This window comes from [Leptolyngbya] sp. PCC 7376 (assembly GCF_000316605.1).
In the GTDB taxonomy this organism is placed as follows: domain Bacteria; phylum Cyanobacteriota; class Cyanobacteriia; order Cyanobacteriales; family MRBY01; genus MRBY01.
The window spans coordinates 1,285,228-1,306,115 of the sequence record NC_019683.1; the positions used below are offsets into that span (position 1 = coordinate 1,285,228).

Sequence of the window (20,888 nt, forward strand, 5' to 3'; positions counted from 1 at the left end):
CTTTTCTGATTTAGTCGTGAGCTAACTGCAAATACCCATGATCGAAAAAATTCATATCGAGAACTATAAATCTATTTCTTCTCTCGATTTAGAGTTAGGTCGGGTGACAGTTTTAATCGGCGAAAATGGCTCTGGTAAAAGTAATATTCTTGAGGCGATCACTCTTGCTTCTGCTGCATCACAAAACAAACTAGACAATGAGTTTCTTGCATCGCGGGGAATTCGGACTAACGATCCTCAGTTTATGAAATCAGCATTTTCAGAGCAACAATATCCTTTAAGGATCAAAATAAGAATTAGTGATAAAAATCAATACGAAAGAATTTATAACTTGAGTAATAATGGTGGTATTTATGATCAATGGCAGCTTGATCATGAGGGATTCCAGCATTTCAAAAAGAAACATCTCAAGTTGGAAAAAGAAATAATAGAGCTAGGCAATGAACTTATAGATTTAGAGAAAGAGCTTGATGAGATAGCTAATAAATCAACAAAAGAATTTTCATCTAGTACAGCAAAAAAAGACTTAGATGATTTCACAAAAAAATTCTTGAGCTATAAAGAAAAAAGAGCTGATATTGAAAGCCGAACAGACACTTTGAAGCAACTACTTGAAACACCTGCCCTACATAAAACATTTGATTACGTGATTTTCTCTCCAGAAAATTCAGCACTAAGAAAATTTGAGCAAGAAACTCAGATAGAACCATTAGGAATTAATGGGGAAGGGTTATATAAATTACTGAAAGTTACTGCTGAAACAGAACCGAAAAAAATTGAAATCATCAAAAAAAATATGGGTTTAATTGGATGGTTTAAGGATTTTGATTTGCCAGAAAATCAATTTGGAAGTTCAGAAATTATAATTAAAGACAAATATATTAAAGATGTAAATTTCAAATTATATAATCATAAAAATACAAATGAGGGTTTTCTTTTTCTCCTCTTTTATTTACTGTTGTTTGTGAGTGATAAAACACCGAAATTCTTCGCGATTGATAATATTGACGCATCTCTGAACCCCAAGCTATGTACTAAGCTCACTGAGTCAATAGTTGAGCTAGCAAAAAAATATGACAAGCAAGTAATTTTAACAACCCATAATCCCGCTATCTTAGATGGCTTGAATTTATACGATGATGAACAAAAAATATTGGTCGTATCACGTAAAACTTCTGGTCATACAAAAGTTAAGAAGTTAAAGCCACCGAGAGTTGAAGAAGGAGAAATTCCAATCAAACTATCTGAAGCATTTTTGAACGGAATGATTGGTGGCTTGCCCAAGACATTCTAGTCAAGGTTTGAGGGTCGGGAAGGTTAAATGGTTGATTTTGCATTAATTACAGAAGGACAGACTGATCAAGCTGTTTTAGAAAATATACTGTATGGTTATTTTGGAGAAGATGATATAGATGTTAATCCCCTTCAGCCTAGAACAGACAAGACAGGTAGCTTTTATTTAGAAAATCAAAGTGATCAAGACGCAAAACGTAATGAGTATGGAACTTGGGGAAATGTTTTCTGGTACTGTCGCTCAGAATTATTTAGAAGCATATTTCAAAATAACGACTTCGTGATCATTCAACTTGATACAGATGTTTCTGAACAAGATGGATTTAAGGTGATGCAAACGTTTATAAACTCAGATGGTGAGCGTGAAAATCTTACAGTGGAAGAACTGATTCAGAAAGTTCAAGAAAGAATTATTTATGAAATTGACAAGACTGTCCATGAAAGGTTTAAAGACAGAATCTTCTTTGCTATCTGTGTAGATTCAATCGAGTGTTGGCTCTTACCGATATTTTGCTCTGATGGTGACAAAAAAGCGACAAAAACTCAAGGTTGTTTTAAAGCTCTGAATCGTCAATTAGAAAAGACAAATAATAAAAGAATTCCGATATCTAAGCCTGTGCGTAGATATGCTGACATATCACAGCCTTATTCCAAGAAGAAAGTACTTTTGCAAAAAGGTGTTAAAAATCGAAGCTTAAAGATTTTTCTAGATTCGCTAGCTAAGCTTGATATTGAAGATATGGAATAGACCCAAATAATTTCATATTACGGTCGTCATATCTTGTTTTTTAGATTTTATGTTTAGAGTAGTGAGCCTGTATTTACCATGTCCTAACCTTTTGATTTGATTCTTGTCGGCGCTACTGGATTTATGGGGTAAATTGGTTGTCGCTATTTGGTCACTCACAGCAAAATAGAAGAGTTTAGATGGGCGATCGCCACCGCACGATTTATGGCATTTTGACGGATGGCAACCTATGGCAATTCGGGAAACTCTATGATGATGTTTTTACTCAGCATCCTGAAAACTTTACGATAGACCGGATTGAGCGAGTTTATGGGGCACTAGAAGGTATTATGCAATTGGTAGAATGGGAAGACCAAGAAAGAATGCAACCATAGAGGCGATCTCGCAAATCGATGAAAATTACGCTAACCTGATCACGGTAGCGGCTAACTTGACTGTAAAAGATTACCATCTAGTCAATATTTTCAAAATACAGTTTCCGATGATTATGTATAAAATTCAATAGATATGTTATTTGCGTAGAATGTGAAAGCGACTCCAAGTCTACCCAAGGCTAAAATGATTGCACATAACTCCAGCTGTTCCCAGACAGATCATTTAAATGTATTTTTTTATCAAGGATTTGGGAGATTAAGTGTTTGGTTATACTATGTGGTTTTGCTGTGAAAATCATTTTTTTCTATAGACTGTTAGCGAGATAATATTGTTATTGAATAGTCTCATTAAGATAATGTTTCAGATAAACGAGGTATGCCAATGAGTATCGTCTGGCTAAGTTCTTATCCAAAATCAGGCAATACGTATCTGAGATTTTTACTATTTTCATATATATATGGCTCGTTTAAAACAAGTAGTGATGTCGAAGAAAAAGTGAAAGATTTACACTTTTTCATGAGTACTCAGGTCGAACCTAAGCTCCTCGAAAAAGAGTTCAGCAATAGAGCTATAACAACTCGGATATATCGCCGCTTTTTCGAGTCAGAAACAATAAAGAATAAAAGATTGCAGAGGAATCGCGAAATTATCATGCAGGAGCTTTTGCAAAAAGCCTATGCTCCTGATGAATTGATGTTTATGAAAACTCACTTAGCCTTTTCGGAAAATCACCCTTTGTCAAATAAATCCTCCAAATTTATTTGCATTATTCGTAATCCTCGTGATGTTCTCAAAAGTGGATTGAGATATCTTCTCCAAGATAATGCGAGTGATGAACAAAAGCAGAAGCTTGTGGAAGAATTTATTTTTGATTATGGTTTTTCTGTATTCAAGAAAGGTGGTTTTGGAACTTGGATTGAGCACATTTCGAGTTGGCTAAATGCGTCAGCACACATGCCAGGAATTTTTGTGAAATATGAATCTTTAAAGCACGATACACAACAGGAAATGGAACGAATTCTGAATTTTTTGGACATCGAAATTGATGCAGAAAAACTAGAATATGCAATTCAACAGAGTTCTTTGGATTCAATGCGAAAAATCGAGAAGAAAGAGAAAGAAATTGGGTCTAAAGAACAAGGCATTTTTCGAACTTATTCTAATTCCAAACCTTTTGTTGGTTCGGGAAAAAGCAATCAATCACTAGAAGAATTTGGGGAGAATTTTGAAAATATATTTTCTCGGAATTTTGCATCTTTGATTGAATTATTTGGCTATTCATAGTCGATAGTATTTTATGCAGAAGCAAATCTAGAAGTACGAAGGGGATGTCTAAAAAAGGTCTATTCGTAACTTTTGTTGAGATGAGCTGAACGAAAGAATAAACCTTTCTGGCAATTACCCTGGTGAAAATCACACAGTATTTGGTGTATATAAAAACTTTTCAGATAACCTCTTAGTTCGTATACTTGATGAAGCCCAAGTTTCAATTGTTGAAAAAGTTAATTTAAAGCAATTAGTCGCCAAGATGCATGACATTGGCAATATTAAAATTGCAGATCATCGTCATAAGCTAAAGGTTTATCCACGCTGTTTTATTGGCTAGGAAGCTATGGGTTGGCTTAGAGGATGTCTGAAAAGTCTTTATGTTCGATAAATGCTGCGTAAATTCCGCCAGGTTGATCGCCTGAAGTGCTTATTTTTACGTGCAACTCATTTCGACAAAAGTTACGGTCATTCTCTTTTCAGACATCCTCTTATTGAAAATCTGGATTTAGGACATGCAGATACTATTGATTGAGGTCAACGTTTGGTCGAAGAAAATCTTATTATCGCGTGGCAGATGAATATTTATTTGAAGATGATTATTTGTTCTATCGTTTTTATTGGGATGAGCAAAAATAGTGCAATGGATGAGCAAAAATAGTGCAATTTTTCTAGTTTTTAGATAGAGGATATGGTAGTCCTAAAGGTGTAAGAGAAGTTAAAAAGAAGAAAGTAGACAAACAAGCATGACAAATGCCAAGTTTATGAACAATTGCAAGACCTTACACCAGAGCATTTTAGATGGGCTTGTGGAGTAAAACACAAAACATTCCGTCTCATGGTAGACATACTGGCAAAAGCCAAAGCAAAACAAAAGCCCGGTCGTCCGAGGCAGCTATCCTTTGAAAATCAGTTACTGCTGACACTGGAATATTTACGAGAGTATCGCACATACTTTTACATCGCTCAGTCTTGGGGACTCCATGAATCAACAGTGTGTCGCACAGTACAGAAGACAGAGAAGATTCTGAGCCAAAGGGAAGAATTTCATCTACCCGGAATGAAAAAATGGCATTGCAGAATAGAGGTATGAATGGATGATGCTGACCCAATGCAATGTCCGGAATGTCAATCTACTCATATCCGTAAGAACGAAAAAAAGAGGCAAACACAATCACATCTGTGTAGATTGTGGCCGTCAGTTTATCGACCACTACAGTAAGCTCGGCTACTCCAATGCCTTCAAACGTGAATGCCTCAATGTATATCAATAGCATGGGCTTTCGGGCCATTGAACGGGTGAAAGGAGTACATCACACTCGTCATCACTTGGGTCAAACAAGTCAGTGAGTTACTATCGGATGCTTATGAACCTGAGCAAGTTTCTCAGGTTGGTGAACTCGATGAACTTCAAACCTTTGTCGGTGCAAAAAAACAAGGTCTGGCTCTGGACAGCAGTAGAGCATTTTCAACCGGGTATTCTCGCCTGGACTGTTGGTGATAGATGTGCAGAGGCATTCCAGCTACTATGGGGCATCGTTAGTCTCTGGAAATGTTTCTTCTACATCACAGATGGCTGGAAAGTGTATCCCATGTTTATACCGGATAGTGACTAGGTTGTCAGTAAGACCTACATGACTCATGTTGAAGGGGAGAATATTCGATTGCGGTACTATCTCGCTCGACTTTATCGAAAGACTTGATGTTATTCAAAGTCTCTGGAAATGTTAGAGCATTCGATTTGATTGCTGATTCATGACCTCAAATTCGAGGATGTTCCTGTCTCCCAATGCTCATAGATTCATTCCTCTATTCTGCAATGCCAAGACTATGGCGTTGCAGAATAGGAGTATGAATTTGAGGATGCAGACCCAATGGAATGTCCAGAATGCCAATCTGCTCATATCCGTAAGAACGGAAAGAAAAAAGGCAAACAGAATCACATCTGTGTAGATTGCGGTCGTCAGTTTATCGACCACTATAGTCGGCTCGGCTACTCAAATGCCTTCAAACGTGAATGCCTCAAAATGTATGTCAACGGCATGGGCTTTCGAGCAATTGAACGGGTGAAAGGAGTGCACCACACTACCGTAATCACTTGGGTCAAAGAAGTCGGTGCATTGCTGCCTAATGCTTATGAAGGGAGTGTCAAGAATTTTGTGTAAGCAAAGAAAATTAGTGAAGAAAATACTCTGGATTATCAATGGCAAAATAGCTTAAGCCCCTTTTCCAATGCAGGGTTGTTTCATTCTTAGAAAAAATAGAGAGAATAAGAGGAGATAGGCGTTCAACGATGAAAAATGAGCGAAAGCTTACTCGATACACTGAGTCGTATTGAAGACCCGAGACAGGCTTCCGGACGAAGACACTCATTATCTTTGATATTACTGATAATCATCATGGCAGGTATGAGTGGTGAATGGGGATATCGAGGTATTGGGCGATTTATTGAGCGACATCGCCGGGAGCTGATTAGCACCTTACAGATTCCTGAAGCTCGTGTCCCCTCCTACTCAACGGTACGGCGAGTGATGATGGAATTAGATTTCCAGCAAGTGACACAAGTCTTTAACCAATGGGCAAGACAATATGTGAGAAAGGGAGACATTGTGGCTGGGGACGGTAAATCCCTCAAAAACACCGTGCAAAACTATGACAACAAGAGTCAAGATTTTGTCACAGCAGTGTCTTTATTCTGTCAGCAGCGACAAGTTGTTTTGGGCATGAAAATGAGTCGGAATAAGAAAGAGAGTGAAATCTCAGTAATCCGGCAATTACTGACAGAGTTAGATTTACCATCAGTCACTGTGACTTTAGATGCCTTACACACTCAAAAAAACAATCCAGTTACTCAGACAACGCGGACATGACTACCTAGTGACAGTCAAAGGCAACCAGAAAAAGCTGTATCAAGCTTTAACAAACTACTGTCAGGAACAAAAGCCAATCGCTCAACATGAATCCCAAAATGTTGGTCATGGTCGTTCTGAAAAAAGACGAGTAGAAGTCTGGTCTGTGCCGACTTCACTAACGCCAGAATGGAAAGATATACAATCCGTTGTCCGCATGACTCGGTGGGGACAGAGGCAGAGCCAAGACTATGAAAATCAGATGTTCTACATCACTTCATTACCACCACAAGGACTAAAGCTGAGTCGAGTAATTCGACAGCATTGGCAAATCGAGAACAACCTACATTGGGTAAAGGATGCACTTCTTGGGGAAGACAAAGCACAACAAAAAGATGGCCATGCTCCAGAGAACTTTGCCATCTTCCGTAGTTGGGTAATCTCGCTATTGAGATTGAACGGCTATTCATCCATAACGGAAGCCATAGCTCTGATTTCTCACCGATTACCGTTTTTTACTATCGTTGTGTACTGCTTAGCTTCTTTCTCTCAAGAATGAAACAGCCCTGCCTTTTCCAATGGGGTATTGTATTGGTATCGTCCATCTCTTCATCAAATGCTTCAGGGCTAAATACAGCAATTTCAGGGCAGCATCTGCATGGGGGAACATGCCCTTGGTTTTTCACACCTTGCCCAAAGAGCGATTGACCGCCTCAATGGCATTGGTGGTGTAAATGATGCGGCGGATGGGAGCTGGATAATCAAATAATGGAATGATGTTTTCCCAATGATTCAGCCATATTTGGGAAATAGTGGGGTAGATACCGTCCCAACGCTCCGCAAAAGCAGTTAAGGCGGATTCTGCCTCGGAAACTGTGGCGGCCTGGTAAATAGGCTTGAGGTCTGACACCACGGACTTACGGTCTTTCCAAGAAACGAATTTCAGGCTATTTCGTATCAGATGAACGATACATAATTGCACTCTCGTTTTTGGGAACACCGCTTCAATGGCAGCGGGAAATCCCTTCAACCCATCCACACAAGCTATGCAGATATGTTCGACTCCCCGATGGTGGATTTCATTCAGCACTGACAACCAAAATTTTGCCCCCTCTCCTCCCGAGGATAGCCACATTCCTAAGACCTCCTTGTGACCGGACTGCTTCACTCCCAGTGCTAGATAGAGAGTCTGATTCGTATCCCGTCCTTCCTCTCTGATTTTTATTCTCATGCCATCCAGCCACAGGATTGGATATATCTCCTCCAGAGGGCGATGCTGCCATGCTTTGATTTCCTCCATCACTGCCGAGGTCACTTCACTCACTAGCCCAGCTGAAATCTCCACCCCATACAGTTCTTGCATTTGTGCCTGAATATCTCTGGTACTCATACCTCGACTGTACAAAGCCAGTATCTTCTCTTCTAGCCCTTGAATACGCCTTTGACCTTTGGGTACTAACAGCGGCTCAAATTCACTTTTCCTATCCCTTGGGATGCTGATATCCATTTCCCCTTGGGTTGATTTGATTGTTTTCTTGGAATAGCCGTTTCGACTATTCTGCTTACCTGCTTCTTTGGCTTGATTCAGATGATGACTCAATTCCCCTTGCAAGGCTCTTTCAATTAATCTCTTACTCAACTGCTGTAGCAAGCCTGATTCTCCCAGAATTGATTCCGAGTCTGGACAATCTTGCAGTAATTCATCAATCAGTTCATCGGCTCTACTGGTTTGATTCTGTTTTTTCATGGGTCATGGTCTCCTTGCTTTTTTCTGGATTTTGACCGCTTACACAAATTAATTTACATACCCTTTATGAACCGGAAGAGATGCCTCAGGTCGGGGAATTCGATGAACTTCAAACATTCGTCGGTGCTAAAAAAACAAGGTCTGGCTCTGGACAGCAGTAGACCACTTTCAACGAGGTATTCTCGCTTGGACTGTTGGTGACAGAAGTGCAGAGACATTCAAACCATTATGGGCAATCGTTAGTCTCTGGAGATGCTTCTTCTACATCACAGATGGCTGGCATGTTTATCCCATGTTTGTACCCGATGGTGACCAGATTATCAGTAAGACCTACATGACTCGTATCGAAGGCGAGAACACTCGATTGCGGCATTATCTCGCTCGACTCCATCGAAAGACCTTGTGTTATTCAAAGTCTGTGGAAATGTTAGAGCATTCGATTCGATTGCTGATTCACTATCTCAAGTTCTGGGATGTTCCTATCCCTCGACCCTCATAGATTCATACCTCAATTCACCAACGCCTCTTTTTGTAAATACTGTGCCAGAGGTTGAGAGACGTAACCTTTATCAGCAAAGACTTTTCCCGATAACTCTTTCAAAAGCTCCACAGCCGGTTTTTTGTCATCAATGTTGCCAGGGGTGATTTTTACATTGAGTAATTCGCCATGGTCATTGATAACCAGATGTAGTTTGAAACCAAAGAACCAACCCACAGATGTTTTTCCTCGAGCAGCATGGCCATCAAAAACGTGATGTTGAGAGATACGGCGATTGTGACAAACCTTGATACTAGTGGCATCAATAAAGCTGATTCCTGTGCATTGACCATAACAGTGCTGTAGGTAGACACATAGAGGTACTAACGTCGAAGGCATCCACTCCACAAAACGTTGGTCACTCACTGCTCGTGGAAAAGCTCCTCGCCAATAGATGACGCACATTGATGAGGTAGAAATATTTGAAATTACGATAATGAGATTGATCAAAAGCAATCAGTATCGTCATTATCTCGCTTAAACTCAAGCTTCTTGAGCGACGTCGCCGCCGTTGTTTCGAGGCCAGCAGCTGTTGTTGCCATTGAGGTTCGAAGACTTGGCAAACATCATCAACAGCACAAAACAAAGGCTCTAGACTGGTCATGGGAGAAAGTGGTGGATTGCTTATCAACTCCCACAATATGCACTTTCTCCTTTTCTTCTCTTATCCCGAACTCACGTTATTTTAACCTTCAACTACGGGTCTCTCTGTAAATAAACATCAGGGGTATCCATCAATAAACTAAAGGGCGATCGCCCTTCTCTTCCCCTTCCAAATCAATCAATCTTTTCGCCACTGAGAATAAACATCGGATCCACTGCTGCGAATACCTGCCGCATCCCCTGAGTTTCTAAACGATTAATAGCAGCCTGAACGACTTCTACATTCCGCGCCTGCAACTCCGCGAATCCTTCCGATAACTGATAAAGCTGCTCCAGATTTGTTGCCATAGCCACTGCGCGACCACCCGCTGGCAAAAATGACCAAGCCTTATGCAACAGATCTTTAATTGGATTGCCACCTCCCAAACAAATGCGATCTGGTTTAGCTGAAATATCCGCAAAACATTCCGGTGCATTCCCCTCAAAAACAGAAATATTTTTTCGCTTGAACCGCTTACTATTCGCACGCACCAGCTCTGCCACATCCTCGTCCCGCTCAACGGCGATCACCTTTGCCCCAGGACAAAGCAGCGCAATCTCAATCGAAATCGTCCCTGTCCCTGCCCCAATATCCCAGAGCACAGATTTCGGTTCCATGCGGAGCGCAGAGATAATCAGCAGTCGAGCTTCACGCTTGGTCATGGGAATGCCCGGTAAACGCTCAAATAACTGATCCGGAATGCCCGGTGTTTGGTAATGCCACATAGATTCGGTCGATACGGTGCTTGTTTTACCCTGTTGTCATTATGCTGCGAGAACGATTTTTGGGCACTTATTTCCCTAATTTGGCAAAGCGATCCGTTGCATTAAGGAGTTCCGTGCGGATACCGTCTTCAAAAGCAGAATGTCCGGCAGTCGGCAGCACAATAAATTCGGCTTCTGGCCAAGCTTTATGGAGATCCCATGCAGTGGTTATCGGACACACCACATCGTAGCGTCCCTGCACAATGACCCCCGGTAAATGACGAATGCGATCAATATTTCGGAGCAGTTGATCTTCGTGATCAAAGAATCCTTTATTCACAAAATAATGGCACTCGATCCGCGCAAAAGCTTCTGCAAAACTAGGCCGTGCAAAATTAGTTTTACTGCTGGGAGATGGAACAAGTTTACTGGTGCTGCCTTCCCATATAGACCAAGCTTTTGCTGCTTCTAAACGAATTCGGCGATCGCCACTAGTGAGACGTTTATGGTAGGCCGAGACGAGATCATGACGTTCTTCTGGCGGAATAGGTTTTAGAAAATCCGCCCACGCCTCTGGAAAAATTTCGCTGGCTCCATATTGATAAAACCATTGAATTTCTTTCTGACGGAGCATGAAAATCCCCCGCAAAATCAAGCCTAAACACCGCTCTGGATGGGTTTCACTGTAGGCGAGAGATAAAGTACTACCCCAGCTTCCCCCAAAGACAACCCATTTTTCGATACCCAGATGTTCACGAATTCTCTCAATGTCTGCAACCAGATCCCAAGTAGTATTTTCCCGTAACTCTGCTTTCGGAATACTTTTGCCAGCACCCCGCTGATCAAATAACACAATGCGCCACAGAGCTGGATGAAACAGTTGGCGATAAATGGGAGGACAGCCGCCACCAGGGCCACCATGAATGAAAATAACAGGCTGTCCATTAGGGTTACCGGACTCTTCGTAATAGAGTGCATGAATGTCTGAAACGCTTAACATCCCAGTGTTGTAGGGCTGGATCGGGGGATATAAGTCGCGCATAAAGTTTTGGGGATTGCTCCCACAATGTTTGTTACGCTTATCCTGCCTGAAAAAATTTGTGATCGCAACGATAAATCACGAGTGGAACATATTGCCACAAAAAAACTCCCCAATCAGAGGAGTTCAAATCAAACTATTGCCTTGTCTCTTTGACCAAAAATGCATAGATAAAACATTTGGCCTACATTTCAACAATCTGAACCACGGCAAACTCAACGGTGATTTAGACTACGAATGGAGAAAGTTCATCGCTGTATTCAGCATACGAAAAACCATGTCGGTGACACTGTGACACGAAGCTGGTGCTATTGTGCGTTAGATCCAGGAAAAGTGTGATCTCTCCCAATTGAGAACAATGGCGATCGCCTCCAATCGTTTTTTTTGTAGATGAGAAATCCTAAGTTTGAGGCACTTCTGGCGGCGAAGTAGAGAATTTTACCGAATGATTTTCGATGTGATAGTTGATGATATGAATTAGCGATTCGCTGTCGATGGGCTTTTCAATATGGTCACGGAAACCGCGTTTTTGAAGCTGTCGCCACTGTGGTTTTGTCAAAGAATCATCTACTAGCAGCACCGGAATTTGTTGCGTTTGGGGAGAATTTTGGAGCTTCTCGATAATTCTTTCCACAGGTTCATCAGCTTGCTGTGTATCCAGTAAGACTAAGCTTGGTTGCAAGATTGTGATCTGTCCGAGGGCGATCGCACTATCGATGAGCCAAATCACTTGATAATCGGTTGCCGTGAGGACGTCGCAAATTAAGGTCGCAGCTTCTTCATCTTGGGAGACCAACACAATTGCACCACCGAGATTGCTGCTGAGCTTCTTTTCTTCAGATTGATTCGCACGCCGATTTTGATAAGGGATGCGCACCGTAAATGTTGAGCCTTGGTGCGGTGTTGAGGTGACGTGAATTTGGCCCTGATGAATTTCTACGAGCTGTTTCACTAGAGCTAACCCGAAACCAGCACCATCATGGCTGCGACTAATGGACGGTTCTAACTGCTGGAATTTTTCAAACAAGAGAGGCATCTGTTGAGGGGTAATGCCGATGCCTGTATCTTTCACTTGGAATAGTACATCTCCCTGACCTTCCCGCCAGATGGTTAACGTTACTTCGCCACCGTTGGACGTAAATTTGATGGCATTAGCCAGTAAATGGGTCAGGATTTTTTCAACGCGCTGGAGATCCGCACAAAATATATCTTGCTCAGGTTCAATGCGATTCATGAAGTTCAGAGTCAATCCCTGGCGATCACTCATTTCCTGAAAGGCATTCATCAGGGTGTAGCAAAGTTGTCTCAAGGAAAATTGCTGTAGATCTAAGACCGAACGGGCTGCCTCCGTTTGGGAAAAGTCCAAAATATCTTGCAAAAGATTGCGCAATTTTACGCCACTGGTGTGGATACTCTGGAGATAACTTTGCTGTTTTTCAATGGAGAACTTTTTCGCATTTTCGGGGGCAGACCAATACCGCAACGTATTCGATAAACCGATAATTGACGTGAGTGGCGTTAGTAGTTCATGGCTAACGATATGGATGAATTCCCGCTTCGACTGGCTCGCAACCTGGGCGGAAAGTAGGGCATCTTCGAGTTCTTTTGCTCGTTGTTGGGCGAGAGTTTCTAGGTTGATTTTTTGCTCTTGAAGCTGTTGATAGGAACGGGCTTGCAAGACGGCGATCGCCAAATAATCAGCCACGTGGTAGAGAAAAGAAATTTCGTTTTTACGCCAACGTCTTTGGGTTGTGCATTGGTGGGCGATCAATAAGCCCCAGAGCTGATTGTCTACAGTGAGGGGTAATGCCAACACAGATTGGGGAGCGTCAATATCGTCAATGCTTTCAAATTGAGGAGGGCAAAGCTCGAAACGCGGATTATTGCTTGTTTCGCTAACGGCAAGGTGTAATCCCTCTTGATAATAATCAAACAATTGTGAGCGTAGCTCCGGTGGCAACGATTCTTCGTGCTGACTGAGCGAAGGAATTTTGCTATCATCCAACACTTCAAATGTCACTCGATTCAAAGAATTTTGATCCGCTACTGTATTGACTGAACCTTCTGTGCTTACATCAAATTGATAGACCAATAACCGATCAACCCGCAATAATTTCTGCACCTGCTCAAGGGCAAGACGCACCGTTACCATCAAGTCCTTATTTTGATAAATGCGGTGGGTGACATTATTTAAAATACGTTCTTGTTCAAGGCGGTGGTTGAGGAGAAGATCTAAGGGACGGTTGGGAATGGCTGCTGGATTAATGTCTTCTTGTTCTCCATCGAGCTGGTGAGGCGATCGCCCAATACCCAGAAGCGCTAAAGTCAATTCACTGGGTAGCTGAGAAACCTTAGGCAAGGCAAAAGTCTTTAACTGTTTCAGTTGCGAGAGCTTACATTTTTGCTTAACTAAGCTTTTAATAATGTCTGAAATTAGCTGTGGCTCAAAAGAAACGCTCAGTTCGTAGCTGTCGGAAAGCTCTTGCTCATCAGGAGTGTCCTGCAAATTGTCTTGGGCATTACCCCAGAGTACTGCTGTGAAACTTGTGTCCACAACGAGCTGAAAAATATCATATTGCAACGTCATTCCGGCTGCTGCAAAGTGATCGCTGTTAAGATAAATGCGATTTTCTGCCATCCCGAACTCTTGCCAGAGCTGGCAAAATGATTGCATCTCAGATTGGGGAACAATCCAAGATATATCAGGAGTCAAAACAATCAGGTTCATGAAGAGGTTGCGTAAATATTATTTCAGCAGCGATATCTTCTAGGATGGCTGCATTTCCCGCGATTCGATTTAGACTATAAGCTTTTCTTAAAAAGAAGGGGTTACTAAACCGTTCTAACGGGGTCATTCATAATCTTGATGATACGGATAGCAAGATATCACATAACTTTTCGTAATGTCGCTAATCTTTCCTTGCCTCTACCATTTTTAAATCGTTGTCTATTGTCGGATTTGAATCATGCTTGTCAAATTAACTGATCGTGTTTCTTCCTTTTTCCCACTTTTACTGGCGGCAACGGCAGTGTCGTGGACAGGCTTAATGGTGGTAGAACCCCAGCCGGCGATCGCCCAGACGACGGTTAACTCAGAAATCTTACTCGAAGCCTCCGAAGAAGAATCCTACAAAGTATTTATCGCTCGGGCAGAAGCCAATGCGGCTGTTAAAGTCCAGTCTCTCTTTGACCAAGACCTACTCCGCACAGAAGTCCGCATGACGGTATTAGGACAACGTAGCGCCGTGATCACCCCAGTTTTAAAACTGCGCGTCTCCCGCCAAGAATGGACTGCTTATCCTGATCCAGAAATTTGGAGCATTTACTATCCTGAAGGCAAAGCTTTTCTGTTTATGGAGCCTGCAACCCCAGATGAGCCACCAGCAGATGTCGATGTAGAACCTCCAACCATAGACCCCATAGAGCCAAGCGCATTCGAGGATCCACCACTGGACTTCCCTGATGCAGACATACCTGCTGAAGCAACCGAAGAAATCCCTGAGGACACTGAGGCATCTGATGTTGATACCACAGAAGATGTCACCGAAGAGACTGAAGAGACTGCCACGGAAGAAGCTGCTAGTGAAGAAACAACAGAGACAGAAACCGAAAGCTCATCTCGTGAAAGTAATTTGCCGTCGAGGACTATTCCAACTCTGGTACGGTAGCCCGACAGAAATCGCAGTAAAATCTAGACTAATTAACTTTATTGAAGTTGGCGACTTTCGCCCTCTACTGAATCTCCAATGGCAAAAGCAATCTGGAACGGCACTGTAATCGCTGAAAGTGACAACTGCGAAATCGTTGAAGGAAATTATTATTTTCCGCCAGAGACTATTAAGTCCGAATATTTCAAAACGAGCGATACCCATACAAGTTGTTTTTGGAAAGGTCAGGCTAGTTACTACACCGTTGATGTGGATGGCCAGCAGAATAAAGATGCAGCTTGGTATTATCCCGAGCCTAAAGAGAAAGCTCAAAATATTAAGGGTTATGTTGCTTTTTGGCGGGGCGTTAAAGTCGAATCCTAAAAGAGTTGTCGTGTAGAGCGTTGATATTGCCCGAACTCTATTGATTGAGTGGATAAATCTGCTAAATGCGGTGGTGTTGCTAATTCGGGTAAATCGAATGGTTAACCACCGCATTTGTTTATCTTTAGATATTTTCCTTTGGTGATTTTGTTGGGAGCCTGAGGATAATTGCTTAGATCATGAAGTTTTTTGGTGGCAGTTCGAGGTCTGAGATGAATTCCTTAGAATAGAGGGAAACGCTAGATTCGGTTTTGACACAATGGCTGATATTCCTGCAGTTTCTTCAACAATTTCTTATAGTGATGGCCAAATTACGGCTTGGTTACGAGGTCTCTTAACCATTGCCTGGGCCGATGGTGATTTTGATCCCGAGGAGCAGCAGCTCATCACGAGATTGACTAAGGATGAATTGGTTCCTCATGAAGAATTGGGTGAGCTAACGGTGATTAGCGCCGAAGAACTAAAGGCTGCATTGGGTGAAGATGAAGTTACTCGCGAAAATTTTCTGCGTACGGCTGTAATGATGGCGATCGCCGATGGTGTGTATTCGGTGGTGGAAGCCGACAAAATCAAAGAATTTGGGAAAGTGCTGGGCGTCAATATGAGTGCACTCCACAGTTTGGAGGCGACTCTTTATGACCCTGCAACCTGCACAAAAGAGCAGCCTCAAGAAGATGTGCATATTGATGCCCTCAGGCCCATGCGGCATTGGCTCGATGATATGGATGTTGATGATCCTCGCGTGGCTCGCTTTTTATGCAAAATGATTCCACCTCAATGCCCTTTTGAGCGGGATATCAAGCTTTTCGGTAAAAAAGTTGTCCACATTCCACCGATGTGCAAGCTGAACCCGTTATATGACCAATTGGTTGGATTGCGGTTTAGATCGTTATCCTATCTCGCTGATGATTGTGGTGAGGATATTTCAGAGTTTATTTAATGTCATTGTGGGAAGTGTCATATGGTTACAGTTGCGGAATTGTGGATTTATCCGGTGAAATCCTGTCGAGGAATTACGCTCAACGAAGCCCAGGTCACTCACAAAGGTTTTGCGGGTGATCGCCAATGGATGATTGTCGATGCGGCAGGGAAATTTATCACCCAACGCAGCCATCCCCAACTCGCAAAGGTGCGGATCCAATTAGACGATGATGATTTAACCCTTGATTTTGAACGGCAGCCCACCCTGAAAATCCCAGTCCAACAAACGGGAGATTTATTGCCCGTAACTGTGTGGCGCAATCAAACTGAAGCGACAGATCAAGGTGAGCATGCGGCCGAGTGGTTCAGTCGAATTCTTCAGATACCCTGTCGACTCGTGCGCCAATCTCCTGAACATATCCGTCCTATTAATCCCAAGTATGCACTCTGGGAAAATCAGCCAGTGAGTTTTGCTGATGGTTACCCAATCCTGTTGACAAATACTGCTTCTTTACAGCAATTGTCTGGCAAAGTAGGTGAACTCATTCCAATGAATCGTTTTCGCCCTAATCTTGTTGTCGCAGGCGATCGCCCCTTTGCAGAAGACAATTGGCAAAATTTCAAGATCAACGAATTAGAATTTGTCGTCGCTAAGCCTTGCGAGCGTTGTGTTGTGACGACCACTGACCAGAATACAGGCGATCGCCACCCTTCCCAAGAACCATTACGAACTCTCCGCAAATTTCGCTATCAACCCAAAAAAGGAATACTATTTGGTATTAATCTAATGCCAAAAAATGAAGGTTTTATCAAGGTGGGACAAGCTCTTAACGATGAGACTTAAACCGGAGACATCACCGTGTCCGATGATGTCTTAGAAAAAATAAACTAAGACATTTTGCCGAGACTGTATCAAATCACAGACAACCTTCGCAAAACAATATTTAAATAAGTTGCGATGTTTCACGGATCTCGAATTCCAAATGAAAAAGTTAATATGATTTAGCATAAAAAAGAAAATGTCTATCCTTTAAGGATGCGCAAAAACTTCCTGAAAGTTCAGGTTGTTTGAAAATAATTTAGTTTTTAATTTCTATGTTGATATGCTATTTTTCAACCGATGAAATAGTCATCACTTGAATAATTGAGTGCGAAAAACATTAATATGAGTTTTACTCATTTAAAAAAACTAAAATCTGATATCTATTTCCGAATCTTCTGAATCTTTGTCGAAGGAAGTTTCGACTTCTTCTGAGTATGTCTGTCTCCAAAAATAAATCACCAACCAATTCACTATCTCCTTCATTTAGTGAGCCGCAACAACAAAAAGTTAACATTGTCGTTGTTGATGATGAAAGAACGAATCTAAAAGCTCTTGAACTTATTCTCAGTACTCTGAACCATAATATTATTAGCTTGACATCAGGACAGGATGCACTTGAATTTATCAAGCAAAAATCAGCTGACATCGCTCTGATTATCTTAGATATTCATATGCCAATTATGGATGGCTTTGAAGTGGTCAAGAAAATCCAAGACTTACAGATAGCAGATTATATTCCCATCATCTTTCTCACAAGCTCTGCTACAGAAAGTGACTTTGTTTTCCAAGGCTATGAAAATGGGGCAATTGACTATTTAGATCGAAATATTCATCCTCAAGTTTTACGCTCTAAAGTCAGTGCTTTTGTTGAACTACATCAGCAATCAAAGAAAATCAGAGAACAGACAAATAAATTGCGAGAGAGTAATTTAGCTCTTTCAAAAAAAATTGAAGAGCATCAAATGACATTAGCTGTCGTTGAAGAAAAAGAAAAAGAACTCCGTAACTTTTTTGATCATGCTAATGATCTTATTCATAGTGTGGATCGAGAAGGAAAGTTTATTTATGTCAATCAATGTTGGCTGGAGACTTTAGGTTATAACCATCAAGATTTAGATAAACTACATTTTTTAGATATTATTCATCCGTCTTATCATCAATCTTCTGAGGAGATTTCCTCTACTTTAAGACGAGGTCTTTCTCTGGAACAAATTGAACTTTTATTTATTGGTAAATATGGAAATAAAATTTATGTAGAAGGGAATATCAATGGAAATTTTGATGGTGAAAAATATCTCTCAATGATTGGCATTTTTCGAGATATTACGAAGCGGAAAGAAGCAGAAGATCGTATGCGTGTTGCCTTGGATAAAGAGCGACAAGTTGCCGAGTTACAATCACGTTTTGTCGCAACTGCATCCCATGAGTTTCGTACACCTTTAACTGGGATTTTAAGTTCGACTGAACTACTCCAAACTTATTGGGATAAGCTGTCGCATGAAGAACATCAAGAATATTTAGCCCAAATCTATGATTCTGTGATGCTCATGCGTAATCTGATGAATGATGTTTTACTTGTCAGTAAGGCTGAAGCTGGTCGCATGGAATGTAATCCGCAAATGCTGAACGTTGTGAAAACAACACAAAAAATAGCTGAGCAAATTAATCAACGCATTAACAAAAATCATCAAATTAGTTTTGTTGCGGACAATATTGATCCAGAAGCAGAATATTGTTTGGATAGTAAATTGTTACAGCTCGTTTTCACAAATATTGTGACCAATGCAATGAAGTATTCCTCGGAAAATTCTTCAATCGCAATCAAAGTTTGGGAAGAAGGTCATAATATTCATTTTGAAATTAAAGATCAAGGTGAAGGTATTCCTCTAGAAGATCAACCTCATGTGTTTGATTTTTTTCGTAGAGGGAAAAACACCCACGATATTCCAGGAACTGGTTTAGGACTCAATATTGTAAAACATTGTGTTGATTTACATCATGGTGAAATTAGTTTTGTGAGTGAATTACACGTTGGCACTTGTTTTTATTTTTCTCTGCCGACAAATATCAATGCTGATTAGTTAAAATACTCATATTGGGTAGTTAATTTTAGTTGTTCATCTCCCATAAGGAATCGTTATGGTGAAAATTTTAGTCGTTGAAGATGATGCCAAAATCCGCAAAAATATGGCGCGTCTCCTAAAACTTGAGGACCATGACGTTTTAGTTGCTGAAAATGGTTTAGAAGGATTAGATAAGGCACTATCTGAAAGACCAGATTTGATTCTTTGTGATATTCTAATGCCTGAATTAGATGGTCACGAAATGTTGCAGCGGCTTAAGGAAAAAGCACCTAATTATTTCGCACCTTTTATTTTTGTGACAGCGAAAGGAAGTAAAGAAGATATTCGCCAAGGGATGACATTAGGAGCTGATGATTATTTAACTAAGCCCTTTACCCGTATAGAACTTTTAGATGCAGTCAGTAGCCGCTTAGAAAAACAAAATGCTTTCCAGAAGCATTATCAAGAACAACTAGAAAAAATAGAAGTTGAACATCTTGATAAAAAGAAATTTGATCCTGTAACGGGCTTGCCGAATATTTTGTATTTACAAGAGAATTTCAAGCTCTTAATTTGTGAGTATGAAAGTCTACGTTTTGGGCATAGTACAAATACTGTTTTGTTACCATTTTTTGTGCTTAGAGTAGAGCGAACAGAAATTATCAAGCAAAATGTAACGTTAGTGGCTTATCAGCAGCTACTTAAGACGATCGCCCAGCGAATTAGTGATTTTTTGCAAGATGAAAATAGTTTGATTATGCTCAATGATATTGAGTTTGTGATCTTATCTCCTCCTCAGGAAAAGCGTGCTGCAATTATTGCGATCGCCGATTCGATTATCCAGCTCTTTGAACGCTCATTTACCGTTGATAATCAAGAGTATTTTTTACAGCCGAAGCTTGGTGTCAGTCTCTATTGTAGAGATGCTTATAGTATCAATGATTTGATTCAGAAAAGTTTGAATGCAGTGGATGCGATTGATGATATTTCTGATATAAAATATCATTTTTATTCCCTTGAGTTTAGTCTTAGTGCCCAAAAAAAAGCGTTTATAGAAAGTGAATTACATTATGCTGTCGAGCGAAACCAAATAAAAGTTCATTACCAACCTAGTATCCGTTTAAGAACAGGTCAAATTGTTGGGGTTGAGGCATTGGCTCGATGGCATCATCCTGAACTAGGTATGATCTCTCCATTTGACTTCATCCCTCTCACTGAACAGATTGGTTTAATTAATGAGATTGGTCTACGAGTACTCGAAATAGCAGCGAAAGATGTGCGTCAATGGCAACAAAATTATCAACCAGAATTACGATTGGCAGTCAATTTTTCTGGCAATCAACTGCATAGTGCAAATATTTGTCATGATGTGATGAAAATATTAATGCAAAATGATTTTTCGCCATCATATCTCGATATTGAAATTACAGAATCAGTTTTGATTCAAGACTTTAAGCAGGCGATCGCCAAACTGAATTCATTACAAAGACTAGGTTGCCGAATTGCGATGGATGATTTTGGTACTGGCTATTCTTCCCTAAATTATGCTCGTATGATTCCTTGGGATATTCTTAAGATTGATCGATCTTTTATTAGTGACATTCATCTTAATCAAATTAATAGCACGATTGTCAAGAATGTTATTTCTGCGGCTAATGATCTAGGGTTTGAAATTATTGCAGAAGGGGTTGAAATTGAAGCTGAACTTGCTATCTTGAAAGAATATCATTGTGATCAAGCTCAAGGTTATTTGTTCTCAAAGCCAATATCTTTTAAGGCATTTACAGATCAATTCTTTAGATCCAATTTTATTATTTCTTGATTGTTAATTAAATATTTTGAGGTGTT

General features: G+C 40.8%; 14 protein-coding genes and 6 pseudogenes. 15 read left to right on the forward strand and 5 right to left on the reverse strand.

The window, feature by feature from the left end:
* Positions 1 to 37 precede the first annotated feature (37 nt).
* From LEPTO7376_RS05855 to LEPTO7376_RS28930, 8 genes and pseudogenes are all read left to right on the forward strand, one after another.
* Positions 38 to 1,294 carry an AAA family ATPase gene (locus tag LEPTO7376_RS05855; RefSeq protein ID WP_015133296.1) on the forward strand — a complete coding sequence of 419 codons (1,257 nt, stop codon included), beginning with the start codon at positions 38 to 40 and terminating at the stop codon, positions 1,292 to 1,294.
* Between the two features lie 27 nt (positions 1,295 to 1,321).
* Positions 1,322 to 2,041: a hypothetical protein gene (locus LEPTO7376_RS05860; RefSeq protein WP_015133297.1), complete on the forward strand. Its 720-nt coding sequence runs from the start codon at positions 1,322 to 1,324 to the stop codon at positions 2,039 to 2,041.
* Between the two features lie 179 nt (positions 2,042 to 2,220).
* Complete coding sequence (locus LEPTO7376_RS05865; protein ID WP_041763192.1) at positions 2,221 to 2,415, forward strand: hypothetical protein; 195 nt, start codon at positions 2,221 to 2,223, stop codon at positions 2,413 to 2,415.
* Between the two features lie 382 nt (positions 2,416 to 2,797).
* Positions 2,798 to 3,700: a sulfotransferase domain-containing protein gene (locus LEPTO7376_RS05870; protein WP_015133298.1), complete on the forward strand. Its 903-nt coding sequence runs from the start codon at positions 2,798 to 2,800 to the stop codon at positions 3,698 to 3,700.
* 820 nt (positions 3,701 to 4,520) lie between these two features.
* Positions 4,521 to 4,775: an IS5 family transposase gene (locus tag LEPTO7376_RS28925; protein WP_051188727.1), complete on the forward strand. Its 255-nt coding sequence runs from the start codon at positions 4,521 to 4,523 to the stop codon at positions 4,773 to 4,775.
* A gap of 18 nt (positions 4,776 to 4,793) precedes the next feature.
* Positions 4,794 to 5,427, forward strand: a pseudogene (locus LEPTO7376_RS05880) (IS1 family transposase).
* Between the two features lie 129 nt (positions 5,428 to 5,556).
* Positions 5,557 to 5,823, forward strand: a pseudogene (locus LEPTO7376_RS05885) (IS1 family transposase); the annotation flags it as partial.
* 159 nt (positions 5,824 to 5,982) lie between these two features.
* A pseudogene (locus LEPTO7376_RS28930) lies at positions 5,983 to 7,090 on the forward strand (ISAs1 family transposase).
* Here the strand turns inward: LEPTO7376_RS28930 and LEPTO7376_RS05895 are convergent.
* Positions 7,067 to 8,278: pseudogene (locus tag LEPTO7376_RS05895) on the reverse strand (IS256 family transposase). The pseudogenes LEPTO7376_RS28930 and LEPTO7376_RS05895 sit on opposite strands and share 24 nt — an antisense overlap.
* 65 nt (positions 8,279 to 8,343) lie before the next feature.
* On the opposite strand from LEPTO7376_RS05895, the pseudogene LEPTO7376_RS24490 reads away from it, so the two are divergent.
* A pseudogene (locus LEPTO7376_RS24490) lies at positions 8,344 to 8,777 on the forward strand (IS1 family transposase); the annotation flags it as partial.
* A 24-nt stretch (positions 8,778 to 8,801) separates the two neighbouring features.
* On the opposite strand, the pseudogene LEPTO7376_RS28935 reads toward LEPTO7376_RS24490, so the two are convergent.
* From LEPTO7376_RS28935 to LEPTO7376_RS05925, 4 genes and pseudogenes are all read right to left on the reverse strand, one after another.
* A pseudogene (locus tag LEPTO7376_RS28935) lies at positions 8,802 to 9,420 on the reverse strand (IS982 family transposase); the annotation flags it as partial.
* Between the two features lie 173 nt (positions 9,421 to 9,593).
* On the reverse strand, positions 9,594 to 10,184 hold the full coding sequence (cbiT, locus tag LEPTO7376_RS05910; protein ID WP_015133301.1) for a precorrin-6Y C5,15-methyltransferase subunit CbiT: 591 nt from the start codon (positions 10,182 to 10,184) through the stop codon (positions 9,594 to 9,596).
* A 67-nt stretch (positions 10,185 to 10,251) separates the two neighbouring features.
* Positions 10,252 to 11,205 (reverse strand): prolyl aminopeptidase, encoded by a 954-nt coding sequence (gene pip, locus LEPTO7376_RS05915; RefSeq protein ID WP_015133302.1) that lies wholly within the window; start codon positions 11,203 to 11,205, stop codon positions 10,252 to 10,254.
* A 397-nt stretch (positions 11,206 to 11,602) separates the two neighbouring features.
* On the reverse strand, positions 11,603 to 13,930 hold the full coding sequence (locus tag LEPTO7376_RS05925; protein WP_015133303.1) for an ATP-binding protein: 2,328 nt from the start codon (positions 13,928 to 13,930) through the stop codon (positions 11,603 to 11,605).
* Positions 13,931 to 14,168: 238 nt separating this feature from the next.
* On the opposite strand from LEPTO7376_RS05925, the gene LEPTO7376_RS23250 reads away from it, so the two are divergent.
* The 6 genes from LEPTO7376_RS23250 (at position 14,169) to LEPTO7376_RS05955 (ending at position 20,862) form a co-directional block, all read left to right on the forward strand.
* The gene (locus LEPTO7376_RS23250) at positions 14,169 to 14,870 is read left to right on the forward strand and encodes a hypothetical protein (protein WP_015133305.1); all 702 of its coding nucleotides are present in this window, start codon (positions 14,169 to 14,171) and stop codon (positions 14,868 to 14,870) included.
* Between the two features lie 78 nt (positions 14,871 to 14,948).
* The gene (locus LEPTO7376_RS05935; protein ID WP_015133306.1) at positions 14,949 to 15,233 is read left to right on the forward strand and encodes a DUF427 domain-containing protein; all 285 of its coding nucleotides are present in this window, start codon (positions 14,949 to 14,951) and stop codon (positions 15,231 to 15,233) included.
* A gap of 259 nt (positions 15,234 to 15,492) precedes the next feature.
* Positions 15,493 to 16,173, forward strand: a complete 681-nt coding sequence (locus LEPTO7376_RS05940; RefSeq protein WP_015133307.1) for a Mo-dependent nitrogenase C-terminal domain-containing protein — start codon at positions 15,493 to 15,495, stop codon at positions 16,171 to 16,173.
* A gap of 21 nt (positions 16,174 to 16,194) precedes the next feature.
* Positions 16,195 to 16,998, forward strand: coding sequence for an MOSC domain-containing protein (locus LEPTO7376_RS05945; RefSeq protein ID WP_015133308.1), 804 nt, complete (start codon positions 16,195 to 16,197; stop codon positions 16,996 to 16,998).
* A 413-nt stretch (positions 16,999 to 17,411) separates the two neighbouring features.
* Positions 17,412 to 19,058, forward strand: coding sequence for an ATP-binding protein (locus LEPTO7376_RS23255; protein ID WP_015133309.1), 1,647 nt, complete (start codon positions 17,412 to 17,414; stop codon positions 19,056 to 19,058).
* A gap of 58 nt (positions 19,059 to 19,116) precedes the next feature.
* Positions 19,117 to 20,862 carry an EAL domain-containing protein gene (locus LEPTO7376_RS05955; protein WP_015133310.1) on the forward strand — a complete coding sequence of 582 codons (1,746 nt, stop codon included), beginning with the start codon at positions 19,117 to 19,119 and terminating at the stop codon, positions 20,860 to 20,862.
* The last annotated feature ends 26 nt before the right edge of the window (positions 20,863 to 20,888 follow it).